The 17991-nt window shown below is 42.0% G+C and carries 16 protein-coding genes; 5 read left to right on the top strand and 11 right to left on the bottom strand.

The annotated features are described in order from the left end of the window. Positions 1–177 precede the first annotated feature (177 nt). The 7 genes from JMW61_RS09095 to JMW61_RS09065 form a co-directional block, all read right to left on the bottom strand. A complete protein-coding gene (locus JMW61_RS09095) occupies positions 178–1431 on the bottom strand; it encodes a PQQ-dependent sugar dehydrogenase (RefSeq protein WP_201550629.1) in 1254 nt (417 codons plus the stop codon). A 182-nt stretch (positions 1432–1613) separates the two neighbouring features. Further along, positions 1614–4211: an ATP-dependent chaperone ClpB gene (clpB, locus tag JMW61_RS09090; RefSeq protein WP_201550626.1), complete on the bottom strand. Its 2598-nt coding sequence runs from the start codon at positions 4209–4211 to the stop codon at positions 1614–1616. A 478-nt stretch (positions 4212–4689) separates the two neighbouring features. Then, on the bottom strand, positions 4690–5271 hold the full coding sequence (locus JMW61_RS09085) for a L,D-transpeptidase family protein (RefSeq protein ID WP_201550624.1): 582 nt from the start codon (positions 5269–5271) through the stop codon (positions 4690–4692). 126 nt (positions 5272–5397) lie between these two features. Continuing rightward, positions 5398–6189 carry an SDR family NAD(P)-dependent oxidoreductase gene (locus tag JMW61_RS09080; RefSeq protein WP_201550621.1) on the bottom strand — a complete coding sequence of 264 codons (792 nt, stop codon included), beginning with the start codon at positions 6187–6189 and terminating at the stop codon, positions 5398–5400. A gap of 219 nt (positions 6190–6408) precedes the next feature. Next, positions 6409–6909, bottom strand: coding sequence for a DUF5625 family protein (locus JMW61_RS09075; protein ID WP_201550619.1), 501 nt, complete (start codon positions 6907–6909; stop codon positions 6409–6411). Between the two features lie 327 nt (positions 6910–7236). After that, the gene (locus JMW61_RS09070; protein ID WP_201550617.1) at positions 7237–8940 is read right to left on the bottom strand and encodes an AMP-binding protein; all 1704 of its coding nucleotides are present in this window, start codon (positions 8938–8940) and stop codon (positions 7237–7239) included. Positions 8941–9229: 289 nt separating this feature from the next. After that, positions 9230–10348 (bottom strand): DNA topoisomerase IB, encoded by a 1119-nt coding sequence (locus tag JMW61_RS09065; protein ID WP_201550616.1) that lies wholly within the window; start codon positions 10346–10348, stop codon positions 9230–9232. Between the two features lie 180 nt (positions 10349–10528). Between JMW61_RS09065 and JMW61_RS09060 the strand changes: the two genes are divergently transcribed. Both JMW61_RS09060 and JMW61_RS09055 read left to right on the top strand, forming a co-directional pair. After that, positions 10529–10981: a GNAT family N-acetyltransferase gene (locus JMW61_RS09060; protein ID WP_201550614.1), complete on the top strand. Its 453-nt coding sequence runs from the start codon at positions 10529–10531 to the stop codon at positions 10979–10981. A 279-nt stretch (positions 10982–11260) separates the two neighbouring features. Next, complete coding sequence (locus JMW61_RS09055; protein ID WP_201550612.1) at positions 11261–11713, top strand: GNAT family N-acetyltransferase; 453 nt, start codon at positions 11261–11263, stop codon at positions 11711–11713. A gap of 111 nt (positions 11714–11824) precedes the next feature. On the opposite strand, the gene ppnP is transcribed toward JMW61_RS09055, so the two are convergent. From ppnP to JMW61_RS09040, 3 genes are all read right to left on the bottom strand, one after another. Next, on the bottom strand, positions 11825–12109 hold the full coding sequence (gene ppnP, locus JMW61_RS09050) for a pyrimidine/purine nucleoside phosphorylase (protein ID WP_201550610.1): 285 nt from the start codon (positions 12107–12109) through the stop codon (positions 11825–11827). Positions 12110–12170: 61 nt separating this feature from the next. After that, positions 12171–13266 (bottom strand): peptide chain release factor 2 gene (gene prfB, locus JMW61_RS09045; RefSeq protein ID WP_110922751.1). Its coding sequence is split into 2 segments (ribosomal slippage): positions 12171–13193 and positions 13195–13266, totalling 1095 coding nucleotides; the frame shifts between segments, so codons are not numbered across the junction. A gap of 116 nt (positions 13267–13382) precedes the next feature. Beyond that, a complete protein-coding gene (locus JMW61_RS09040) occupies positions 13383–14084 on the bottom strand; it encodes an HAD family hydrolase (RefSeq protein WP_201550608.1) in 702 nt (233 codons plus the stop codon). Between the two features lie 236 nt (positions 14085–14320). Here JMW61_RS09040 and JMW61_RS09035 point away from each other — a divergent pair, with 236 nt between their 5' ends. Continuing rightward, entirely contained in the window at positions 14321–14770 is a 450-nt protein-coding gene (locus JMW61_RS09035) for a hypothetical protein (RefSeq protein ID WP_201550605.1), read from the top strand. 118 nt (positions 14771–14888) lie between these two features. Here JMW61_RS09035 and JMW61_RS09030 read toward each other — a convergent pair whose 3' ends face one another. Beyond that, the gene (locus JMW61_RS09030; protein WP_110922748.1) at positions 14889–15425 is read right to left on the bottom strand and encodes a gamma carbonic anhydrase family protein; all 537 of its coding nucleotides are present in this window, start codon (positions 15423–15425) and stop codon (positions 14889–14891) included. A gap of 663 nt (positions 15426–16088) precedes the next feature. Here JMW61_RS09030 and carA point away from each other — a divergent pair. Continuing rightward, the gene (gene carA, locus JMW61_RS09025; RefSeq protein WP_201550602.1) at positions 16089–17321 is read left to right on the top strand and encodes a glutamine-hydrolyzing carbamoyl-phosphate synthase small subunit; all 1233 of its coding nucleotides are present in this window, start codon (positions 16089–16091) and stop codon (positions 17319–17321) included. Then, on the top strand, positions 17321–17971 hold the full coding sequence (locus JMW61_RS09020; protein WP_201550588.1) for a hypothetical protein: 651 nt from the start codon (positions 17321–17323) through the stop codon (positions 17969–17971). The genes carA and JMW61_RS09020 overlap by 1 nt, the downstream gene beginning before the upstream one ends. The last annotated feature ends 20 nt before the right edge of the window (positions 17972–17991 follow it).

Below are 17991 nucleotides of genomic sequence, written 5' to 3'. Positions count from 1 at the left end.
TGCAAGTCTCAAATTTCAAGGAACGTTACCTTAACAAGATAAGTCTTAACTATCAATCTATTACAAAATAAAACTTGATAAAACTATTAAATTACTCTAAAAGATTTAAATAGTTTTATTAAAATAATTAAATACACAGGTAGGTAAATACGTCGTTAATTCGATGTTGTTTCGATGTTATTTGGGCAATAATCTGAGTAATTGTGCATCATTACCGTCTTCAAGTGTCCACACTTGCCCATCTACTGCTAGCACACTGCGTATACGCTCATCCATGTCATAGCGATAATGCTCAGCGGCGGTATTGTCTTCACTTATGCCCACTACGATAAGCGCTTTAGACGATAAACCACTAATCAGCATATTGCCTTGCCACTCTGGAAAGTCATCCACTGTACCCGCAGAGTAAACACTCATCGATGAAGGTGATATGACTGGGGTCCATGTAATCTCAGGTGCTTCAAACTCAGGCTGAGTATCATGATCAGGGATATCAACCCCCGAATAATTTCGGCCATTAGACACGAGCGGCCAGCCATAGTTTTTACCTTTTTTAATCAGATTAAACTCATCACCGCCTCTTGGGCCCATCTCGTGCGCCCATAACTGTCCGCTGTCATCGAATGCCATACCCAATATATTGCGATGACCTATCGTCCAAAACTGCTTGGCAATATCATTTGTATCATTCGAAAATGGATTGTCTGCTGGGATAGATCCGTCAGCATTTAGACGTATAATTTTACCTAGATTGACACTCATATCTTGCGCTGGGGTTTTTTCTTGGCGCTCGCCTGAACTGACGTATAAATATTGCCCATCAGGTGAAAATAAGAGGCGATGACTGTAATGACCTTGCCCTTTTACTTTTGGAGATTGCTCCCAGATTGGCATAATGGCTTGCAAACTTGGCGTACTGGTATCTAAACCTATCAATGTTGCCTTGATGACTTTCGCACCAAATTTACCACTATCAGCACCTTCCCCTGCTTCAACATAGCTAACATATATGTTATTGGTACTAGCAAAATCTGGTGCAATAATGACATCACCCAGTCCTCCTTGCCCGCCATAAGCGACTGCTGGTACGCCAGTCACTGCTGTCTTCGCACCTGTTGTGGTATCAACTATAAATAACTCACCTGTCTTTTGTGTCACCAAGATCTTTTGTGGTGAATTATCTGCTTTAGGTAACGCTGTCATCGCCCAAGGTTCATCAAAAGTAGCAATGATTTCAGTGGAAAATTCTGGTTTATCAGCGCTCATAGAAGAATGAGCATCCGAGGTTTTGGCGTCCTTGTATTCTGCCAGATCTTCATTGGTATTGACTACTGACTGATTGGAGCAAGCAGACGTGCTCATCAGCAATGTCACTAATATAATTGGTAAAGTTAATGGTGCACTTAGATATTTTTCGTTGATTATCGCCATGTTGTCATCTCCATTTATTTTACATTCGTCTTATGAGTACTTAGGTTATTTATAACATAGTAAAAGCATGAAAACGGTAAATAATAATAGCCCACAACATAAAAACCCCTTATTTACCTATATAAAATATAGGTAAATAAGGGGCTAGTTTTATCAAGAAAACGGTCTGTTTGTCTTAGATCTTAGCTCATTCTAAGCTTATCAAAAGTTAGCTTGTCATCGGCACCTACATCGACTTTGATGATATCTCCTGCCACAAAATCACCCGCCAATAGCTTCAATGACAATGGGTTTTCAATCTCTTGCTGAATGGCACGTTTGAGCGGGCGCGCACCATACACAGGATCATAACCGACCGCGACCAACTTGTTCATCGCATCCGCTGATAGCTCGATATCCATTTCACGATCATGCAAGCGTTGACGCAAACGATCTAACTGGATAGAAGCAATTCCTGCCATTTGTGACATACCAAGTGGATGGAAGACCACAATCTCATCGATACGGTTGACGAACTCTGGGCGGAAATGCTGACCAACAGAATCCATCACCTCAGCTTTGATATCCTCGTAGCTTTCACCGACCATTTCTTGAATCTTATGCGAACCCAAGTTACTGGTCATAATAATCACCGTGTTCTTGAAATCAACCACACGACCTTGTGAGTCAGTCAAACGCCCATCATCCAATACTTGTAATAATATATTGAATACGTCAGGATGTGCTTTCTCAACTTCATCAAACAAAATCACACTATAAGGCTTACGGCGAACAGCCTCAGTCAACGCACCGCCTTCTTCGTAGCCAACATAGCCTGGAGGTGCACCAACCAATCGACTTACACTATGTTTTTCCATGTACTCACTCATGTCGATGCGTACTATCGAATCTTCACTATCAAACAAGAAGTTCGCCAATGACTTAGTCAGCTCAGTTTTACCGACCCCTGTAGGCCCAAGGAATAAGAACGAGCCAGAAGGACGGTTAGGATCAGACAAGCCAGCTCGGCTACGGCGTACCGCATTTGCTACCGATTCGACTGCTTCATCTTGACCAATCACACGCTCATGGAGTTTTTCTTCCATTGCCAGCATTTTTTCACGCTCGCCTTGCATCATTTTGTTGACTGGAATACCTGTGGCAGCCGCAACTACTTCCGCAATCTCGTTGTCTGTCACTTTATTACGAAGCAATTTAACACCACTACCTTCGCCTGTTTGCTCTTTTTGTTCTGCCAAGTCAGACTCAGTGATACGGCGTTCTAGCTGCGGGATGGTTTCGTATTGCAACTTGCTCATGGTCTCGTAATCGCCTTCACGACTGGCTTTGTCATACGCAATACGGGCTTTATCTAGCTCGTCTTTTAGCTGCTGACTGCCTTTGACCAGCGCTTTTTCTGCTTGCCAAATTTCATTTAGATCCGCGTACTCTTTTTCTAGCTCTTCAATTTGTGCATTCAGTACTTTACGCTCTGCTTGCGCTCCAGCGTCTTCTTCGTTCTTGAGTACTTCACGCTGCATTTTTAACTGAATTAAGCGACTATCGAGCTTACCTAGGGCTTCAGGCTTACTGTCCATCTCCATACGCAGACGACTGGCCGCTTCGTCAATTAAGTCAATCGCCTTATCTGGCAACTTGCGATCGGTAATATAGCGGTGGCTCATGCGTGCAGCCGCAATGATGGCGCTGTCTTGGATGTCGACCCCATGATGCAGCTCATAGCGCTCTTTGAGACCTCGCAAAATCGCAATGGTGTCTTCAACCGTTGGCTCATCGACCAACACTTTTTGGAAACGACGCTCAAGTGCCGCATCTTTTTCGATGTATTTGCGATACTCATCTAATGTCGTCGCACCAACGCAGTGTAGCTCACCACGTGCCAGTGCAGGTTTTAGCATATTACCTGCATCCATCGCGCCTTCTGATTTGCCAGCACCGACCATCGTATGCAGCTCATCGATAAATAAGATGACATTACCTTCTTGCTTGGCCAAATCGCTCAATACACTTTTGAGTCGCTCTTCGAACTCACCGCGGAATTTTGCCCCTGCAATCAAAGCGCCTAAGTCTAATGACAATACTTCTTTGCGGCGTAGACCTTCTGGTACATCACCATTGATGATTTTTTGTGCCAAGCCTTCAACGATAGCCGTCTTACCAACGCCCGGCTCACCGATGAGCACAGGGTTATTTTTAGTACGGCGTGAGAGCACCTGAATGGTACGGCGAATCTCTTCGTCACGGCCAATCACTGGGTCCAGCTTGCCAAGCTCTGCTTGTTCAGTCAGATTAATGGTGTATTTATTTAATGCATCACGCTGATCTTCAGCATTTTGATTATTGACGGTGTCATCACCGCGCAGCTGCTCGATCACCACTTTTAATTTGCTAGCCGTCACGCCAGCACTTTCAAATATCTTTTTGGTTTCGCCTTGCTCAGACAATGCCAACATTACCCATTCAGTGGCAATAAAATCATCGCCTTCTTTTTGCGCTTGGCGATCTGCCAAGTTTAAAATCTTAACTGAATTTGGGTTTAGATTGACATCACCTGTTGGCTCTGAAATCGTTGCTTGACCGTCAAGCGCCTTTGCCACGCCATTTTTTAGAGCAGGAATAGAAGCACCTGCTTGTTGGCAAATAGACAAGTTAGACTCATCTTGTAGCAATACGGCAAGCAAATGCACAGGATCGATGCCTGTATGGTCGCGGCCTAATGCTAGGCTTTGTGCTTCTTGAATGGCGGATTGCAGTTTTTGGGTAAACTTCTCAAATCTCATATTCACATCCTTTTATAATTAGTATTTACAGTAGATGCTTTATAGTCTAGCGACTACTGTTATCTGTCATTTATATAAGGTATATATGTTCTTATTTCAAGCCAATTATCAAATAAAACCTTACTATTAATGATGATATATCATACCACTTACTAATTAATATAATTTAATTATATTATTAATATAAATTTAAAAGTTTTTTAGAGTAGATGCATCATTAAATAGATATAAATAGACACAGCATAACCATGCAAAAGCATGATTAGTACAAGATTAAATATGGATAATGGGTAGTTGCTTTAAGATTAGCTAGTCAGTTGAAGATAATACGGATATAAGGAGAATGAGTAGAAGTACGTAGTAGTATCAAAGAAAGAAAGTATCAAAGAGTGAAAGCAATGCAGACAGTAAATAGAGTATTCCTGACACGTTCTCTGATTTATACAGGATTGACTGTATCAGAACACAGTGAACAGCCCTACTCGACAATTTCGATAGAAGTACCAAGCGTTACTGCTGCCATAATCTCATCCATCTCGCCATCGGTAACGGCGATACAGCCATCGGTCCAATCATATTTTTGATTGATAGCAGCCAAATGACTAAAGCCATTCATCTGTCCATGAATCATGATATCTCCGCCCGGACTGACACCCAATTGCTGAGCATGTGCCTTATCAGCTGCATTGGGATAACTAATATGGATTGAGCGATGGGCAATAGAGTTCTCGTTTTTATAATCTAATGTATAAATGCCAACTGGGGTACGCTGATCACCCTCTTGTTGCTTGTGACCTACGGGACTGTCACCCAATGCAATATGATACGTACGAATGACGTCGTCACCACTCAATAACTGCAAACGGCGTTCGGATTTATCAACGAACACCTTATCAATCACCACGTCAGCGATAGGCTGGTTATTTTGATTATCAAAGGTACTGCTATTAGCAGACGCACGTGTCATGTAATTAAAAACGCTGCTGCTAATAATCGTAACCACTCCAAGGCCAATCAAGATAGGGAATAGACGATGAATACGATTACGCAAGAATGCCATGAGTTGACCCTTTATGATATTGATACAGTTAATCATAATCTATCAAAGCATGGCGCCTACTACTGTGTAAATAATATGGAAAATGACGATCATCCTGTCATTCACTCAGTCATTCAAAACAGATAACTACACCATACGAATCGCACCATCTAAGCGAATGACTTCTCCATTTAGATAGGCATTATCAATGATATGGACCGCCAATTTAGCAAATTCATTTGGGTTACCCAAACGCTTAGGATAAGGGACACCTGCCTCTAGCTGCTCACGAGCTTTTTCAGGAATAGTGTCCATCATCGGTGTGGCAAATACACCAGGTGCGATAGTCATCACGCGAATACCATGACGAGCCAACTCACGTGCTAACGGTAAGGTCAAACCGACCACGCCCGCTTTAGATGATGAATAACTGGCTTGTCCAACTTGCCCATCGAAAGCAGCGATAGACGCGGTATTAATAATAATGCCTTGATCTGCATTATTTTCTCCATGTTTGCCTGCGCTGCTGTCATTAGCCACGCGCTTGGCAATACTGGCAGCAACCAAGCGTGCAACGTTAAACGAACCGACCAGATTGATGTTAACACCGCGGCTGAACGACTCAAGGTCTGCCGGATTGTTCTCACGATCCAGCAATTTTTGTACGACAGCGATACCTGCACAGTTGATAGAACCCTGTAAGCCGCCAAATTCCTTTTCAGCCATATCCACAGCTGCTTGCACCTCATCGCCACTGGTGACATCACAACGTACAAAGCGTGCATTATCGCCCAATTCTGCGACCAAAGACTGCCCAGCTGACTCGTTTAAGTCAGCGATAACGACGTTGCCGCCTTTCGCTACGATAGCACGAGCCACTGATTCACCTAATCCTGACGCACCGCCCGTCACTAAAAAGCTGTGTTTTTCAATTTGCATAATTATTCCTTTAATTAGTATTTTTATTGAACGTTTTCTGCAGCCATCCCAAAATTTTGCATAGCATCATACTGATCTTGAGAAATCTCATACGTTCTAGTGCTTGATGTATCATAATGCGATGTATCATAATGAGTAGTATCGTTGGAATATTACTTGCTTAATCCGATAGGTATTCCTGATTCGATAGGAACAAAGCCATAATCACTTGTGTCATAATTATTTACCTACATGCTGTTTACTAAAAATGAATTCTAAACCAAAATTATTTAGATAAGGATCTGTTTCAAGGCACTCAATGGTTATGGTATAGCGGCCTTGTTGAAGCCCTCCGCTATACCCGTATTTCTGTATATAAGCTCTTCTACCATAGTAAGAGCCGCCGCTAAATGGATGGGTGCTCACTGTTTCCGTAACTTTTTCCCCCGTGTCGCTATTGACAGTGGTAATCTTAAATGTCGACGGTAAATCGACATCATCTTTAAAGTAGTCATAGAATTTTTCTTGGCTCACTTTCGACTTTCTACGTTTTGGAGAATACACCAAAAGTGATAGCTCGTAAGATCCCGATCTTTCTACAGTGACATCAAGAGTGTATATATCATTCTTAGCTAACGCGTTAATTCCAAGCGTCTGTGGTTCTACATTGGTGCTATAGGGATAGCAAGCTACTATAAAACTCGATAATAAAACCAGTATTAGTAGATGAGTTTTTTTCATTTATCTTCCAGTTTATAAATACGAACCACTTTACCTTAATAGGCGACAGTAGTAAGCTTATATAAATCTTTATTCATTGATGATATGCAACGACTCCAAAAGTATAAATAATATTATGGCTGGTATTCTAGAAAGTATGCTGGCGATAAAAACTAATAAGGAATCTATGCTAAGTTCTCTGATTCTATAGGGCTTGCAAAGCTTCAAAAATTGTTCAGATTTTAATCAGCATACTTTTTGATACACCACTCATTTTTTTAATAAATTGATGCATCAATACTTAATCTTCAATTCAGTCACCAAAAGTTATTGTAAACACCGTTATCGCTAAGCCAATGACAAACTACGCAGTAAAAAGCGCTGAATTTTACCACTTGGCGTCTTCGGTAATGCTGCTACAAACTCAACCTCGCGCGGATAGGCATGGGTTGATAGACGTTTGCGTACGAGCTCTTGAATTTCTTTGGCAATATCATCACTACCCTTGATGCCGTCTTTTAGTACCACATAAGACTTGATGGTATGCCCACGCACCTCATCTGGCACGCCTACCGCTGCAGACTCTGCAACAGCTTCATGCTCTAACACAGTGTTTTCAACATCGGTTGGCCCCACTCGATAGCCTGCAGTAATAATGATGTCATCATCCCGTCCTGAGAACCAATAACTGCCATCACTATGGCGCTCGACCACATCGCCTGTCAGATAGTAATCATCTACAAAGGCTTGTTTTTCGTTCCAGCTATAGCCGCGGAAATAAAATGCAGGTGATTGACTAACCACAACGGCCAGCTGCCCTTGCTCACCATCCGGCAACACTTGCATATCATCATCTAATACGACAAGCGTATGCCCCGGTAGTGCCATACCCATCGAGCCAACTGGGCTCTCATGTACCAGTGCATGATGTGCGCAGCAAGTCATGCCTGTCTCTGTCTGTCCATACTGGTCTTTTACTTGGCAGCCCAGATAGGTTTCTAGCCAGCTGACGACTTCGGTATTGAGTGTCTCTCCTGCCGAGTTCGCACAGCGTAGAGATAGCTTGGCATTGGCATCACTATATGAATGCTCAAATACACCACTAGACTTCATCATACGAAAAGCAGTTGGTGAAGAGGCTAAATTGGTAATCTGATGACGCACCATAAAGTCGCGTGTATGGGTAGCATCAAAGCCCGCTTCGTTGAAATAAGTAGTGATACCTAACAATAAGGGCCCCGTAATGGCATAGTACAATCCATATGCCCAACCGGGATCGGCCATGTTCCAATATTGATCATCTTCGCGCAAATCAATCGCATAGCGCATATAGAGATAGAAAGCTGATAATGCGCCTAGTGGTACACTCACGCCTTTTGATTTACCCACGGTACCTGAGGTAAACATTTGCAAGAATGGTGCATCCGTATCGAGCGTCACGGATTCTAGAGTTTGCGGCTGCGCTGCCATTGACTGGGCATAGTGATCATCACCCCAAGTCTGAGCATCCTCTACGCTACCTACCATGACCATCTTGGTTTGATCGGCCAAATCTTCAAATTTGCCACGATTCTCTTGATTGGTAAAAACAACTTTGGTATTGGCTTTATCCATTCGATACTTAATTGAATCATAACCGAACGCGGTGAATAACGGCTGATACACTGCCCCAATACGCCAAGTCGCTAGTACAACGGTGAGTAATTCAGGTGTACGCGGTAGCATGGTCGCGACTTGGTCACCGACTTGTACGCCATAAGACAGTAGTAAGTTAGCGACTTGCGCACTCGCCGCATCTAGCTCAGCAAAGCTCATATGAGTCACGTTGCCAGAGGTATCTTCATGTACTAGCGCAATGTTATCACCGCGACCGTCACGTACATGACGACCACAGCATGCCATATAAGCATTCAATCGATCGTCTACCTGCGTGCCAAAGATTTCTGACAGCAGCGCGTTCATGTCGAAGTTATTGTAATAATCAGTATAGTTTTTTGGTGTGATGGTAGCGTCTACATCAACGATCGTAGCAGTTTGACAGGCGGTGTTCATAAGCTAATCCTTTAGCAATAACAGATAACTGGTAAAATGGTGGTTATGATTGTAAAACGGTCACATCCTATAGACCGTTCAATATCTTCATATTTATCATGTCCTATTAGTAACGCATTTTTACGTTTATTTCAATACATAACGTATCATTTTTACGATAAATACCAACTTTTAAATAAGTGCATTCTTTAATTAATCCACCACCACGTCGATAAAAAAGAAACGAACATGAGCCATGCTTGAGTATGGTAAACAAGATGAAAGGTATAATAGCTCTATAGTGAGCAGACTATTCTGTGCTTAAAAACTCCAGTAGCGCTTTTTCTTCACGGCTTTGATATTTTTTGGCACGTCCACGATGGGCACGTTTGTAAGGTTCAAAAAACCGACCTGCTAAAAACTGATCGATAACGACGGGATGAATATAAGATGCGCGGCATACCGTGGGCGTATTGCCCAATTCTGCTGCCACACTTTTGACCATATCAACGACCAGTTGTTGGCGCTCAGCGCTTTTAGGCTCACTGGCTAATATTGTGTTTCCATATTCTGTTTGTAGCTCATCATATAAATGACTGGCTGCGAGGATACTCGCCATCCAAGTCCGGAAATCCTTAGCACTATACATATTGCCAGTGCCATCACTACAGCCAGTATGGGTGCGTATATACTCATTAATATCGGCACTGTCGACGATTTGTTTGTGCCCGTTGTCGTCTAAGTATTTAAATATCTGATAGCCAGGTAATTCAGAACACGCTTGTACAATGTCAATCAAGCGCTCATCCTGCAATTCAATATGGTGCTCTTTTGCACTTTTTCCGACAAAATCAAACGCCAGTCCATTATCAGTTTCATTCACATGCTTGCTGCGTAGCGTGCTTAGGCCATAGCTTTTATTTAGCTTCGCATAGCGGCTATTGCCAATACGGATTAAAGTAGTCTCTAACAGTTTGACCACCGCAGCGAGTACATTAGCTCGTGACAAGGGCTTGGCATCTAGGTCTAACTCAACCTGAGCACGTAGATTCGGTAGCGCCTCTGCAAAGCCAATCATGGCATCAAACTTCGCTCGGTCACGTACACGATCCCACTCTGGATGGTACAAATATTGCTTGCGCGCTTTGTCATCACGGCCTGTCGATTGCAAATGCCCTGTTTCATCTTGGCATATCCAAACGTTCGACCACATCGGTGGTATCACCAACGCATCAAAACGCTTGCGCAAAGCCTTGTCTTTGACCGTTTTACCAGTGGCATCCTTATAAGTAAAACCGCGACCCCAGCGTCGGCGCTCATAACCAGGCTCATTATCACTCACGTAGCGCAAATTCGCCAAACTAGCCAGATGTTCATAGTTATGGCGCACATCTACTGCTTTATCTGTCTGATGGTTTGGCTTAGCCATAAAAATATCCGTCTTATAAAATAGTCGTTTTAGCATAATTAATGATGGCTATTTTTACTGTTTACTTGCCACGGGCAAAGTGTAATCGATGTGTAAAACTAAGCGGATGGCAGGGTTCCCAATTATTGAATTTTAGGGCATAATTTAATGACTATCAAAACTTAAGTTGAATAAAACACAATGAAAAACCATTCTATAAAAATCACTCCATTATCTAATGCAGATTACGACTTTTGGTTAATATTGTGGCAAAACTATCTAACCTTTTATGAGACCAGTTTGCCCATGAGCACGACTGATGCGACATGGCACAACTTGCTAGATAGCAATATAGCTATTTATGGATTTGGCGCATGGCAGGATGGTACATTGGTAGGCATCACTCATGTGGTATTACATCCCAATACCTGGAATACCACGGAATGTTGTTATTTAGAAGATTTGTATGTTAGTGAATCTATTCGCGGGCAAGGTGTCGGGCGAACCTTGATTGAATATGTGTATGACTTTGCACGCCAGAAGAAATGCAACCGTGTGTATTGGACGACGCAAGAAGGTAACACAACGGCACGCACTCTATACGACACCATTGCCACTCAAACAGATATGGTGCAGTATCGTAAAAACTTATAGTTTTCTATAGTTCAGAAATAAAAAACACCAAGTGTTATTAAACACTTGGTGTTGATTGTCTAAAAACAACCTTATACTAAATACGCTTTCTAAAAATTTTATTTACCGTATACACATAAGTATGCTGTTTTAGCATAATTAATGACGGTAGTTTTTGCTGTTTATTTGACACAGACAAAGTGTAATGCTGTGTAAAACTAAGCGGATGGCAGGGTTCTCAATTATTGAATTTTAGGGCATAATTTAATGACTATCAGAACTTAAGTTGAATAAAACACAATGAAAAACCCTTCTATAAAAATCACTTCATTATCTAATGCAGATTACGACTTTTGGTTAGCATTGTGGCAAAACTACCTAACCTTTTATGAGACCAGTTTGCCCATGAGCACGACTGATGCGACATGGCACAACTTGCTAGATAGCAATATAGCTATTTATGGATTTGGCGCATGGCAGGGTGATACATTGGTAGGTATCACTCATGTGGTGCTGCATCCCAGCACTTGGACCAGTACTGGATGTTGCTACCTGCAAGATTTGTATGTTAGTGAATCTATTCGCGGGCAAGGTATTGGAAGGGCCTTGATTGAATATGTGTATGACTTTTCTACTCAAAAAGGCTGCAACCACGTCTATTGGAAAACACAAGAAAGTAATGCTGATGCACGCCAACTATATGACAAAGTCGCAAGCTTAACGGACATGGTGCAGTATCGTAAAAACCTATGATTTGTACTATCTGTCTTATGATTTACAATGAATGAGCAAATAAAAAACGCCAAGTGTTAAACACTTGGCGTTTTCTTATCAATACGGCTTTAGGTTAAAGCAGCTTAGACATTATTTACCGTAAACGCATAGATATGCTGTTTCGACGTCTACTTTTACTTGGAACTTTTGATTGGCTTCAACCGTAAACTGCTCGCCAGCATTAAAAGTCTGCCACTCGTTAGCTTCTGGCAATTTAACGGTCAACGCGCCGCTCACCACGCTCATGGTTTCAAATTCGCTAGTACCAAACTCATACTCACCAATTTCCATGACGCCCACAGTAGCAGGCTTAGTGGCGGTTTGAAAGGCAATAGAAGTCACTTTATCATCAAAATAATTATTAACGCTTGGCATAATTTTCCTTAATTAAATGTTAGTTGCTATTTTAAAACGGTTGCTTGTTTAAAACGGCTGCTTACAATCCTGCTTTTAGACTGGCTTCAATAAACTGATCGAGGTCACCATCTAACACAGCACCAGTGTTAAAGGTTTCAACACCAGTACGCAAGTCCTTGATACGTGAGTCATCAAGCACGTACGAGCGAATTTGACTGCCCCAGCCGACATCAGACTTACCATCTTCAACCGCTTGTTGTGATTCCATACGTTTTTGCATTTCTAGCTCATACAGCTTAGCACGTAGCATTTTCATCGCAGTGGCTTTGTTACCATGTTGACTACGCTCGTTCTGACAAGTGACGACCACACCACTTGGCTCATGGGTAATACGTACCGCAGAATCTGTCGTGTTCACATGCTGACCACCCGCGCCAGAAGAGCGATAGGTATCGATACGCAAGTCAGCCGGATTGATATCAATCTCGACATTATCATCGATTTCAGGCGAGACAAATACCGCAGCAAACGAGGTATGACGACCATTATTACTATCAAATGGTGATTTACGCACCAAACGGTGAACGCCAATCTCGGTACGCAACCAACCAAAAGCATAATCGCCTTTGATCTCAATCGTGGCTGACTTAATACCCGCGACGCTACCAGATGACACTTCAATCACGTCAACTTTAAAGTTATGCGCCTCTGCCCAACGTGTATACATACGCAGCAGCATCTCAGCCCAATCCTGTGCTTCGGTACCACCACTACCTGATTGAATATCCAAGTAGCAGTTATTTGGATCCATCTCGCCACTGAACATCCGGCGGAACTCTAAGTCAGCCACACGTTTTTCAGCATTATCCAGCTCGGTCTGTACATCAGCGAGCAGTGATTCATCGTCTTCTTCTACCGCCAGCTCTAGCATAGCAGATGCATCTTCTAATGTCGTTTCAAGCGACACTACCACATCGATGACACCGTCAAGATGGCTTTTTTCTTTATTAATCTTAGTCGCACGCTCTGGATCGTTCCATAGCTCGGGGTTTTCTAACTCTAAATTGACTTCTTCTAAGCGCTCTTGCTTACCATCGAAGTCAAAGATACCTCCGCAAATCCTGCCCACGCTCAGATAAATCTTTGATTTGCTCTTGATACGGATTGATTTCCATAAATGTTCCTGTTTTTTTAAATAAATATCTAACGGATATGCCGTCATTTTAAATGAGATTGAGGCTAAATAGTTGGCTAATTAGTACCGCTTATATATTAAATAGCGTTAAACAACCTAAATCGACCAATCTTCTACTGCCCAGTGATGCGCTAACGCATGAGCATGTAGCGCATCGTCCGGCGACACACAAATTGCCACATCCGCCCACTCAAGCAATGGAATATCGTTTTTAGAGTCTGAATACGCATACGTCTTTTCAAAGGTAACCCCAGCCAATTGCTGCTTATTCACCCATTTGTCTAGATGATATATCTTACCTTCTTTAAAATTGGGCTTGTCCGCTAACTTACCCGTATAACGCTCATCTTTTATCTCAAGCGGTGTTGATAACACATTGGCGGCTTCTATACCGAAACGTTTGGCAATGGCAGACACCACAAAGTCATTGGTCGCAGAGATAATAACCACGTCATGGCCCTTCTCAATATGCTGACACAACACTTCCATCGCTTTTGGACGAATATGCGGTTCGATTTCGCGTTTAATATAATCTTCACGCAGCTCATGCAAACGCGCCAAGGGTAATGTGGTCAAAAACTGAGCGACAAATTCGTTGTACTCGGTGGCATCGAGCGTGCCTGCTATATATTGCTCATAAAATTCTTGATTGGCTGTGCGATACTGCGCCTCATCGACCAGCCCGTTATTAACGATATATTCACCCCACAGATAGTCGCTGTCGACATCGAGTAAAGTATGATCTAAATCAAATAGTGCCAGTTCTTTTTGAGTGTTTTGGACAGTAGACGGTTGCATAGTAAAGCCTTATTATTTTTTGAAAAATTTAATGGTGAGTAGGATTAATGGTCATTAAGGGTTATATCGACCGTATTTGCTCTAAAGCCTTTATTATAGTCGGTTTTATGGATATAACGTTTACTCAGTAAATTTGCTAGAACACTACTGTTTGCTAGACATAATTATGGTAAATTATTTCTTTAGCCCATTTTATAACGGGTCTAGAGGACTTAATAAGCAACCCAGAGAACCTTATGAAAGCATATGATAACAAAACCAGCTTACCTAATAGACCGCACCGCCCAGCTCGCTCTATCAGAGAAATCAGACAACGTCGATTAGGTGATGCTTATCAATCACCTTTAGACCGTGTGTTCTATGCGCTCTTGAATGGCTTGATGTATGGCTTTGGTGGATTACTTATCGACCTTGCCATTGTTGTCATTCGCTCAATAGCTGGTCTTGGTAATGGTGAAATTTTTTGGCTATTCACCCCATTTATGCTCGCGCTTGGCGTATTGATAGGACTCATCGTTGGCAAAAACGCAGGTGCTGAGAGCGTCAACGCATTACATATCGACGAAACTGCTAACCATAATCCCTATCTCGATGACACCTCTATCAGTCATGATATTTTTCGTGGACTCATTATAGGTATTATCATCTTTGCCGTTATTTGGCTGGTTATGATGCTCATGGTATAACCACTGGCAACATATTATAAGAATATAAAAAGGATGGAACAATAGACTACCATCCTTTTATTTTTATTCACTACTGATCGCTTCCACTGTACTGAGCTGATCCTTCGCCCCGTACTAATTAATCAGGCATTGCGATTTCTTTTAAGCCTGTTTTAAACTTCTGACAACGTTCCGCATAATGCATCGCTGACAATTTCAGCATCGAAGCTTGCTCATCTGTTAATGTTTTCACCACTTTTGCTGGTGCACCCATCACCAATGAGTTGTCCGGAATAACCTTACCTTCCGTGACCAATGCTTTGGCACCAATGATACAGTTCTTACCAATTTTGGCATTATTCAATACCACTGCACCGATACCAATCAAACTGTTATCACCGACTTCGCAGCCATGCAGCATCGCTAAATGCCCAATGGTGACATAATTGCCGATTTTCACCTCAATACCTGCATCAGTATGAATCACACTGTTTTCTTGCACGTTGCTATAGTCACCGATATGAATCAGTTCATTGTCACCGCGGAGTACCGCACCAAACCAAATATTGGCTTGATGTCCTAAGTACACATCGCCGATAACTTGCGCAGAATCTGCTACCCAGCCATTAAAAGGCACAGCGAACTTAGGCACCTTGTCTAAATATTGATAAATCATAACCACTCCTTGTTATTGTTTTTTATACCAACCTAATGATAGACAGCTGTCATTCTATATCAGTCAATAATACCCTCTATTGTGGCAAAGCCTTCTATCAAAATCTAGTGCTATTCACCCCAGTATGATGGTTGTACCAGTCACCGTAAGAAGTATCTAGTTCTACTTAGGCTATTATGACCGTTGTAGCTACTTATTTAGAACAAGTTATCACTTAGAACAAATCACCCTTTAGACCGTAAGAATAGAAAAATCACTCGTCGCAATTAGAGTGCTGATTATCATATACTGTTTTTCATATATTGTTTTTTAGAAATCTTTTATAAACAATTATTTAACAGATAGTATATTGTATATTTACGGTAGACAAGGAATCCGTGTCCGTTAAGTTAGAAAATCGACTGGCTATCTGCGTGTATATTGTATATAATGCGCAAAATCTGTGCCTAAGCGAGCGGACATGATGCAAGTTACCTATTCACTATCTAGTGGGTTTTGTAGTTTCCATCAATAATGTCTTCTCGCTTTTTTGTGGAAAAATTTTGGGTTTAGCTGTTTTTTATTCTTAATTAATAGTCATTATCGAGATATGAAAAGCTGCGTTCAATCCGAAATTTAATCATAAGAAATTACGGCACTCACCAATAACAGCGGAGGCAAACCTTGAATTCATCGGCAGAAATACAAGCAATTTTGGCATTAGCAGACGGTACGATTTTTCGCGGTGTGAGTATCGGCAGTCTCGGTCATCGTGTCGGTGAGGTGGTGTTTAATACAGCCATGACAGGGTATCAAGAAATCCTAACTGACCCCAGCTATGCTCGTCAGCTAGTGACCCTAACCTATCCGCACATCGGTAATACTGGTACCAATAGCGAGGACACTGAGTCTGGTAATGGTCATCAAGTATGGGCAGATGGTCTCATCATTCGTGATGCCACTATGGTTACTTCAAACTTCCGTAACTCAGAATCATTGAGTGACTACTTACAGAAACATAATACCGTCGCAATCGCTGAGATTGACACCCGTCAATTGACTCGCCTATTACGTGATAAAGGCGCTCAAAACGGTTGCATCATGACGGCCTCTAATGGTGAGACCATTAGCAGTGATGACGAGCAAAAAGCCATCAAATTGGCGCAAGAGTTCGCTGGTATTGAAGGCATGGATCTGGCAAAAGAATGCTGTACTAAAGAGACGTTCGAATGGACAGCAGGTACATGGGATTTATCAGATACCCTACTTAACCGTGATGCCGTTGGCAGTCATGATAGCGGTACAGGCGGATTCTTCAAGCAACTTGGCACGCACGTTGAGCACAAATTTAATGTAGTCGCCTATGACTTTGGTACCAAGACCAACATCTTGCGTATGCTCGTCGATCGCGGCTGTCATGTAACGGTCGTACCAGCACAAACGCCTATCGCTGACGTGCTAGCGATGAATCCAGACGGTATCTTCTTATCGAATGGTCCTGGTGACCCTGCCGCTTGTGGCTACGCTATTGACAGCGTGCGTCACATCATTGAGAAAACTGACGTGCCAACCTTTGGTATCTGTTTAGGCCATCAGCTGGTCGGTCTTGCCAGCGGTGCAAACACCATCAAAATGAAAACTGGCCATCATGGTGCTAACCATCCAGTACAAGATGTGGCAGCTGGCACGGTTATGATTACCAGCCAAAACCATGGTTTTGCCGTTGATGAAAACACGCTACCTGATAACGTCAAATCTACCCATCGCTCATTATTCGATGGTACCAACCAAGGTATCGAACTGACAAATAAGCCAGTATTTAGCTTCCAAGGTCATCCAGAAGCCAGTCCTGGTCCACATGATTGCGCGCCATTATTTGATAAGTTTGCAGATATGATGGCGAAGGCTAAGGCTTAATGTATAAATCAATCAAAAATGCTTTTTTAATTGCAGCAAGCGTAGCATGCACCTCTACGCTTGCTGCCAGTCAAAATGAAAAATTTTCGACTGCACCCAGTTTAATTGAAACACCAGAACAAAAAGCGCAAGTTTTGACAGAGAAAGCTTTAAAAGCTGATTTGATTTACTCCGATTTCCAAGACAAAGAGTTTTTAGAGAGTACGATCTTTACTATTGACAATAGTCTTAACAAGTCTGAGATTGAATGTGCCGTCAATAAGGCTGACTTTAATTACAAGCGAAATCTTTATGAAGTCTTGCTAGAGTATGTAAATAAGTATCCAGAAGAAGCTACTGATCTATGGTTGGAAAATTTAGATTTTTTAGCACGAGTTAATAGTAAAATTGTCAACTACCCAGATGTTGTTGATTTTAACATTGATGATCTTCCAGCTTCTTCTGCCTTAAATACAATGACTGATGAAGAAAGTTTAAAATTGCAAAGTGTAATTTTAGATCCACGTTTTTCGAAATTATTACCATTCCTAGGTCTGCCAACACTTGATAAAAATAATCAACTGGTTAATTCCTTCAGTCTCTCTGTCTTATATTCTGCTGCAATAATGAAAGCTTCAACAGATGAGTGCAAGGGAAACTCAATCACTTAAAAAGATCGAGTATGTAATAT

Source organism: Psychrobacter fjordensis (genome assembly GCF_904845995.1).
Classification (GTDB): Bacteria; Pseudomonadota; Gammaproteobacteria; order Pseudomonadales; family Moraxellaceae; genus Psychrobacter; species Psychrobacter fjordensis.
This window is presented reverse-complemented; position numbering and strand designations above follow the sequence as displayed.

What these genes read in the sequence shown, in the direction of transcription:
- JMW61_RS09095 (WP_201550629.1), bottom strand. Translation starts at nt 1,431, where the DNA reads ATGGCGATAATCAACGAAAAATATCTAAGTGCACCATTAACTTTACCA.
- clpB (WP_201550626.1), bottom strand. Translation starts at nt 4,211, where the DNA reads ATGAGATTTGAGAAGTTTACCCAAAAACTGCAATCCGCCATTCAAGAA.
- JMW61_RS09085 (WP_201550624.1), bottom strand. Translation starts at nt 5,271, where the DNA reads ATGGCATTCTTGCGTAATCGTATTCATCGTCTATTCCCTATCTTGATT.
- JMW61_RS09080 (WP_201550621.1), bottom strand. Translation starts at nt 6,189, where the DNA reads ATGCAAATTGAAAAACACAGCTTTTTAGTGACGGGCGGTGCGTCAGGA.
- JMW61_RS09075 (WP_201550619.1), bottom strand. Translation starts at nt 6,909, where the DNA reads ATGAAAAAAACTCATCTACTAATACTGGTTTTATTATCGAGTTTTATA.
- JMW61_RS09070 (WP_201550617.1), bottom strand. Translation starts at nt 8,940, where the DNA reads ATGAACACCGCCTGTCAAACTGCTACGATCGTTGATGTAGACGCTACC.
- JMW61_RS09065 (WP_201550616.1), bottom strand. Translation starts at nt 10,348, where the DNA reads ATGGCTAAGCCAAACCATCAGACAGATAAAGCAGTAGATGTGCGCCAT.
- JMW61_RS09060 (WP_201550614.1), top strand. Translation starts at nt 10,529, where the DNA reads ATGAAAAACCATTCTATAAAAATCACTCCATTATCTAATGCAGATTAC.
- JMW61_RS09055 (WP_201550612.1), top strand. Translation starts at nt 11,261, where the DNA reads ATGAAAAACCCTTCTATAAAAATCACTTCATTATCTAATGCAGATTAC.
- ppnP (WP_201550610.1), bottom strand. Translation starts at nt 12,109, where the DNA reads ATGCCAAGCGTTAATAATTATTTTGATGATAAAGTGACTTCTATTGCC.
- JMW61_RS09040 (WP_201550608.1), bottom strand. Translation starts at nt 14,084, where the DNA reads ATGCAACCGTCTACTGTCCAAAACACTCAAAAAGAACTGGCACTATTT.
- JMW61_RS09035 (WP_201550605.1), top strand. Translation starts at nt 14,321, where the DNA reads ATGAAAGCATATGATAACAAAACCAGCTTACCTAATAGACCGCACCGC.
- JMW61_RS09030 (WP_110922748.1), bottom strand. Translation starts at nt 15,425, where the DNA reads ATGATTTATCAATATTTAGACAAGGTGCCTAAGTTCGCTGTGCCTTTT.
- JMW61_RS09020 (WP_201550588.1), top strand. Translation starts at nt 17,321, where the DNA reads ATGTATAAATCAATCAAAAATGCTTTTTTAATTGCAGCAAGCGTAGCA.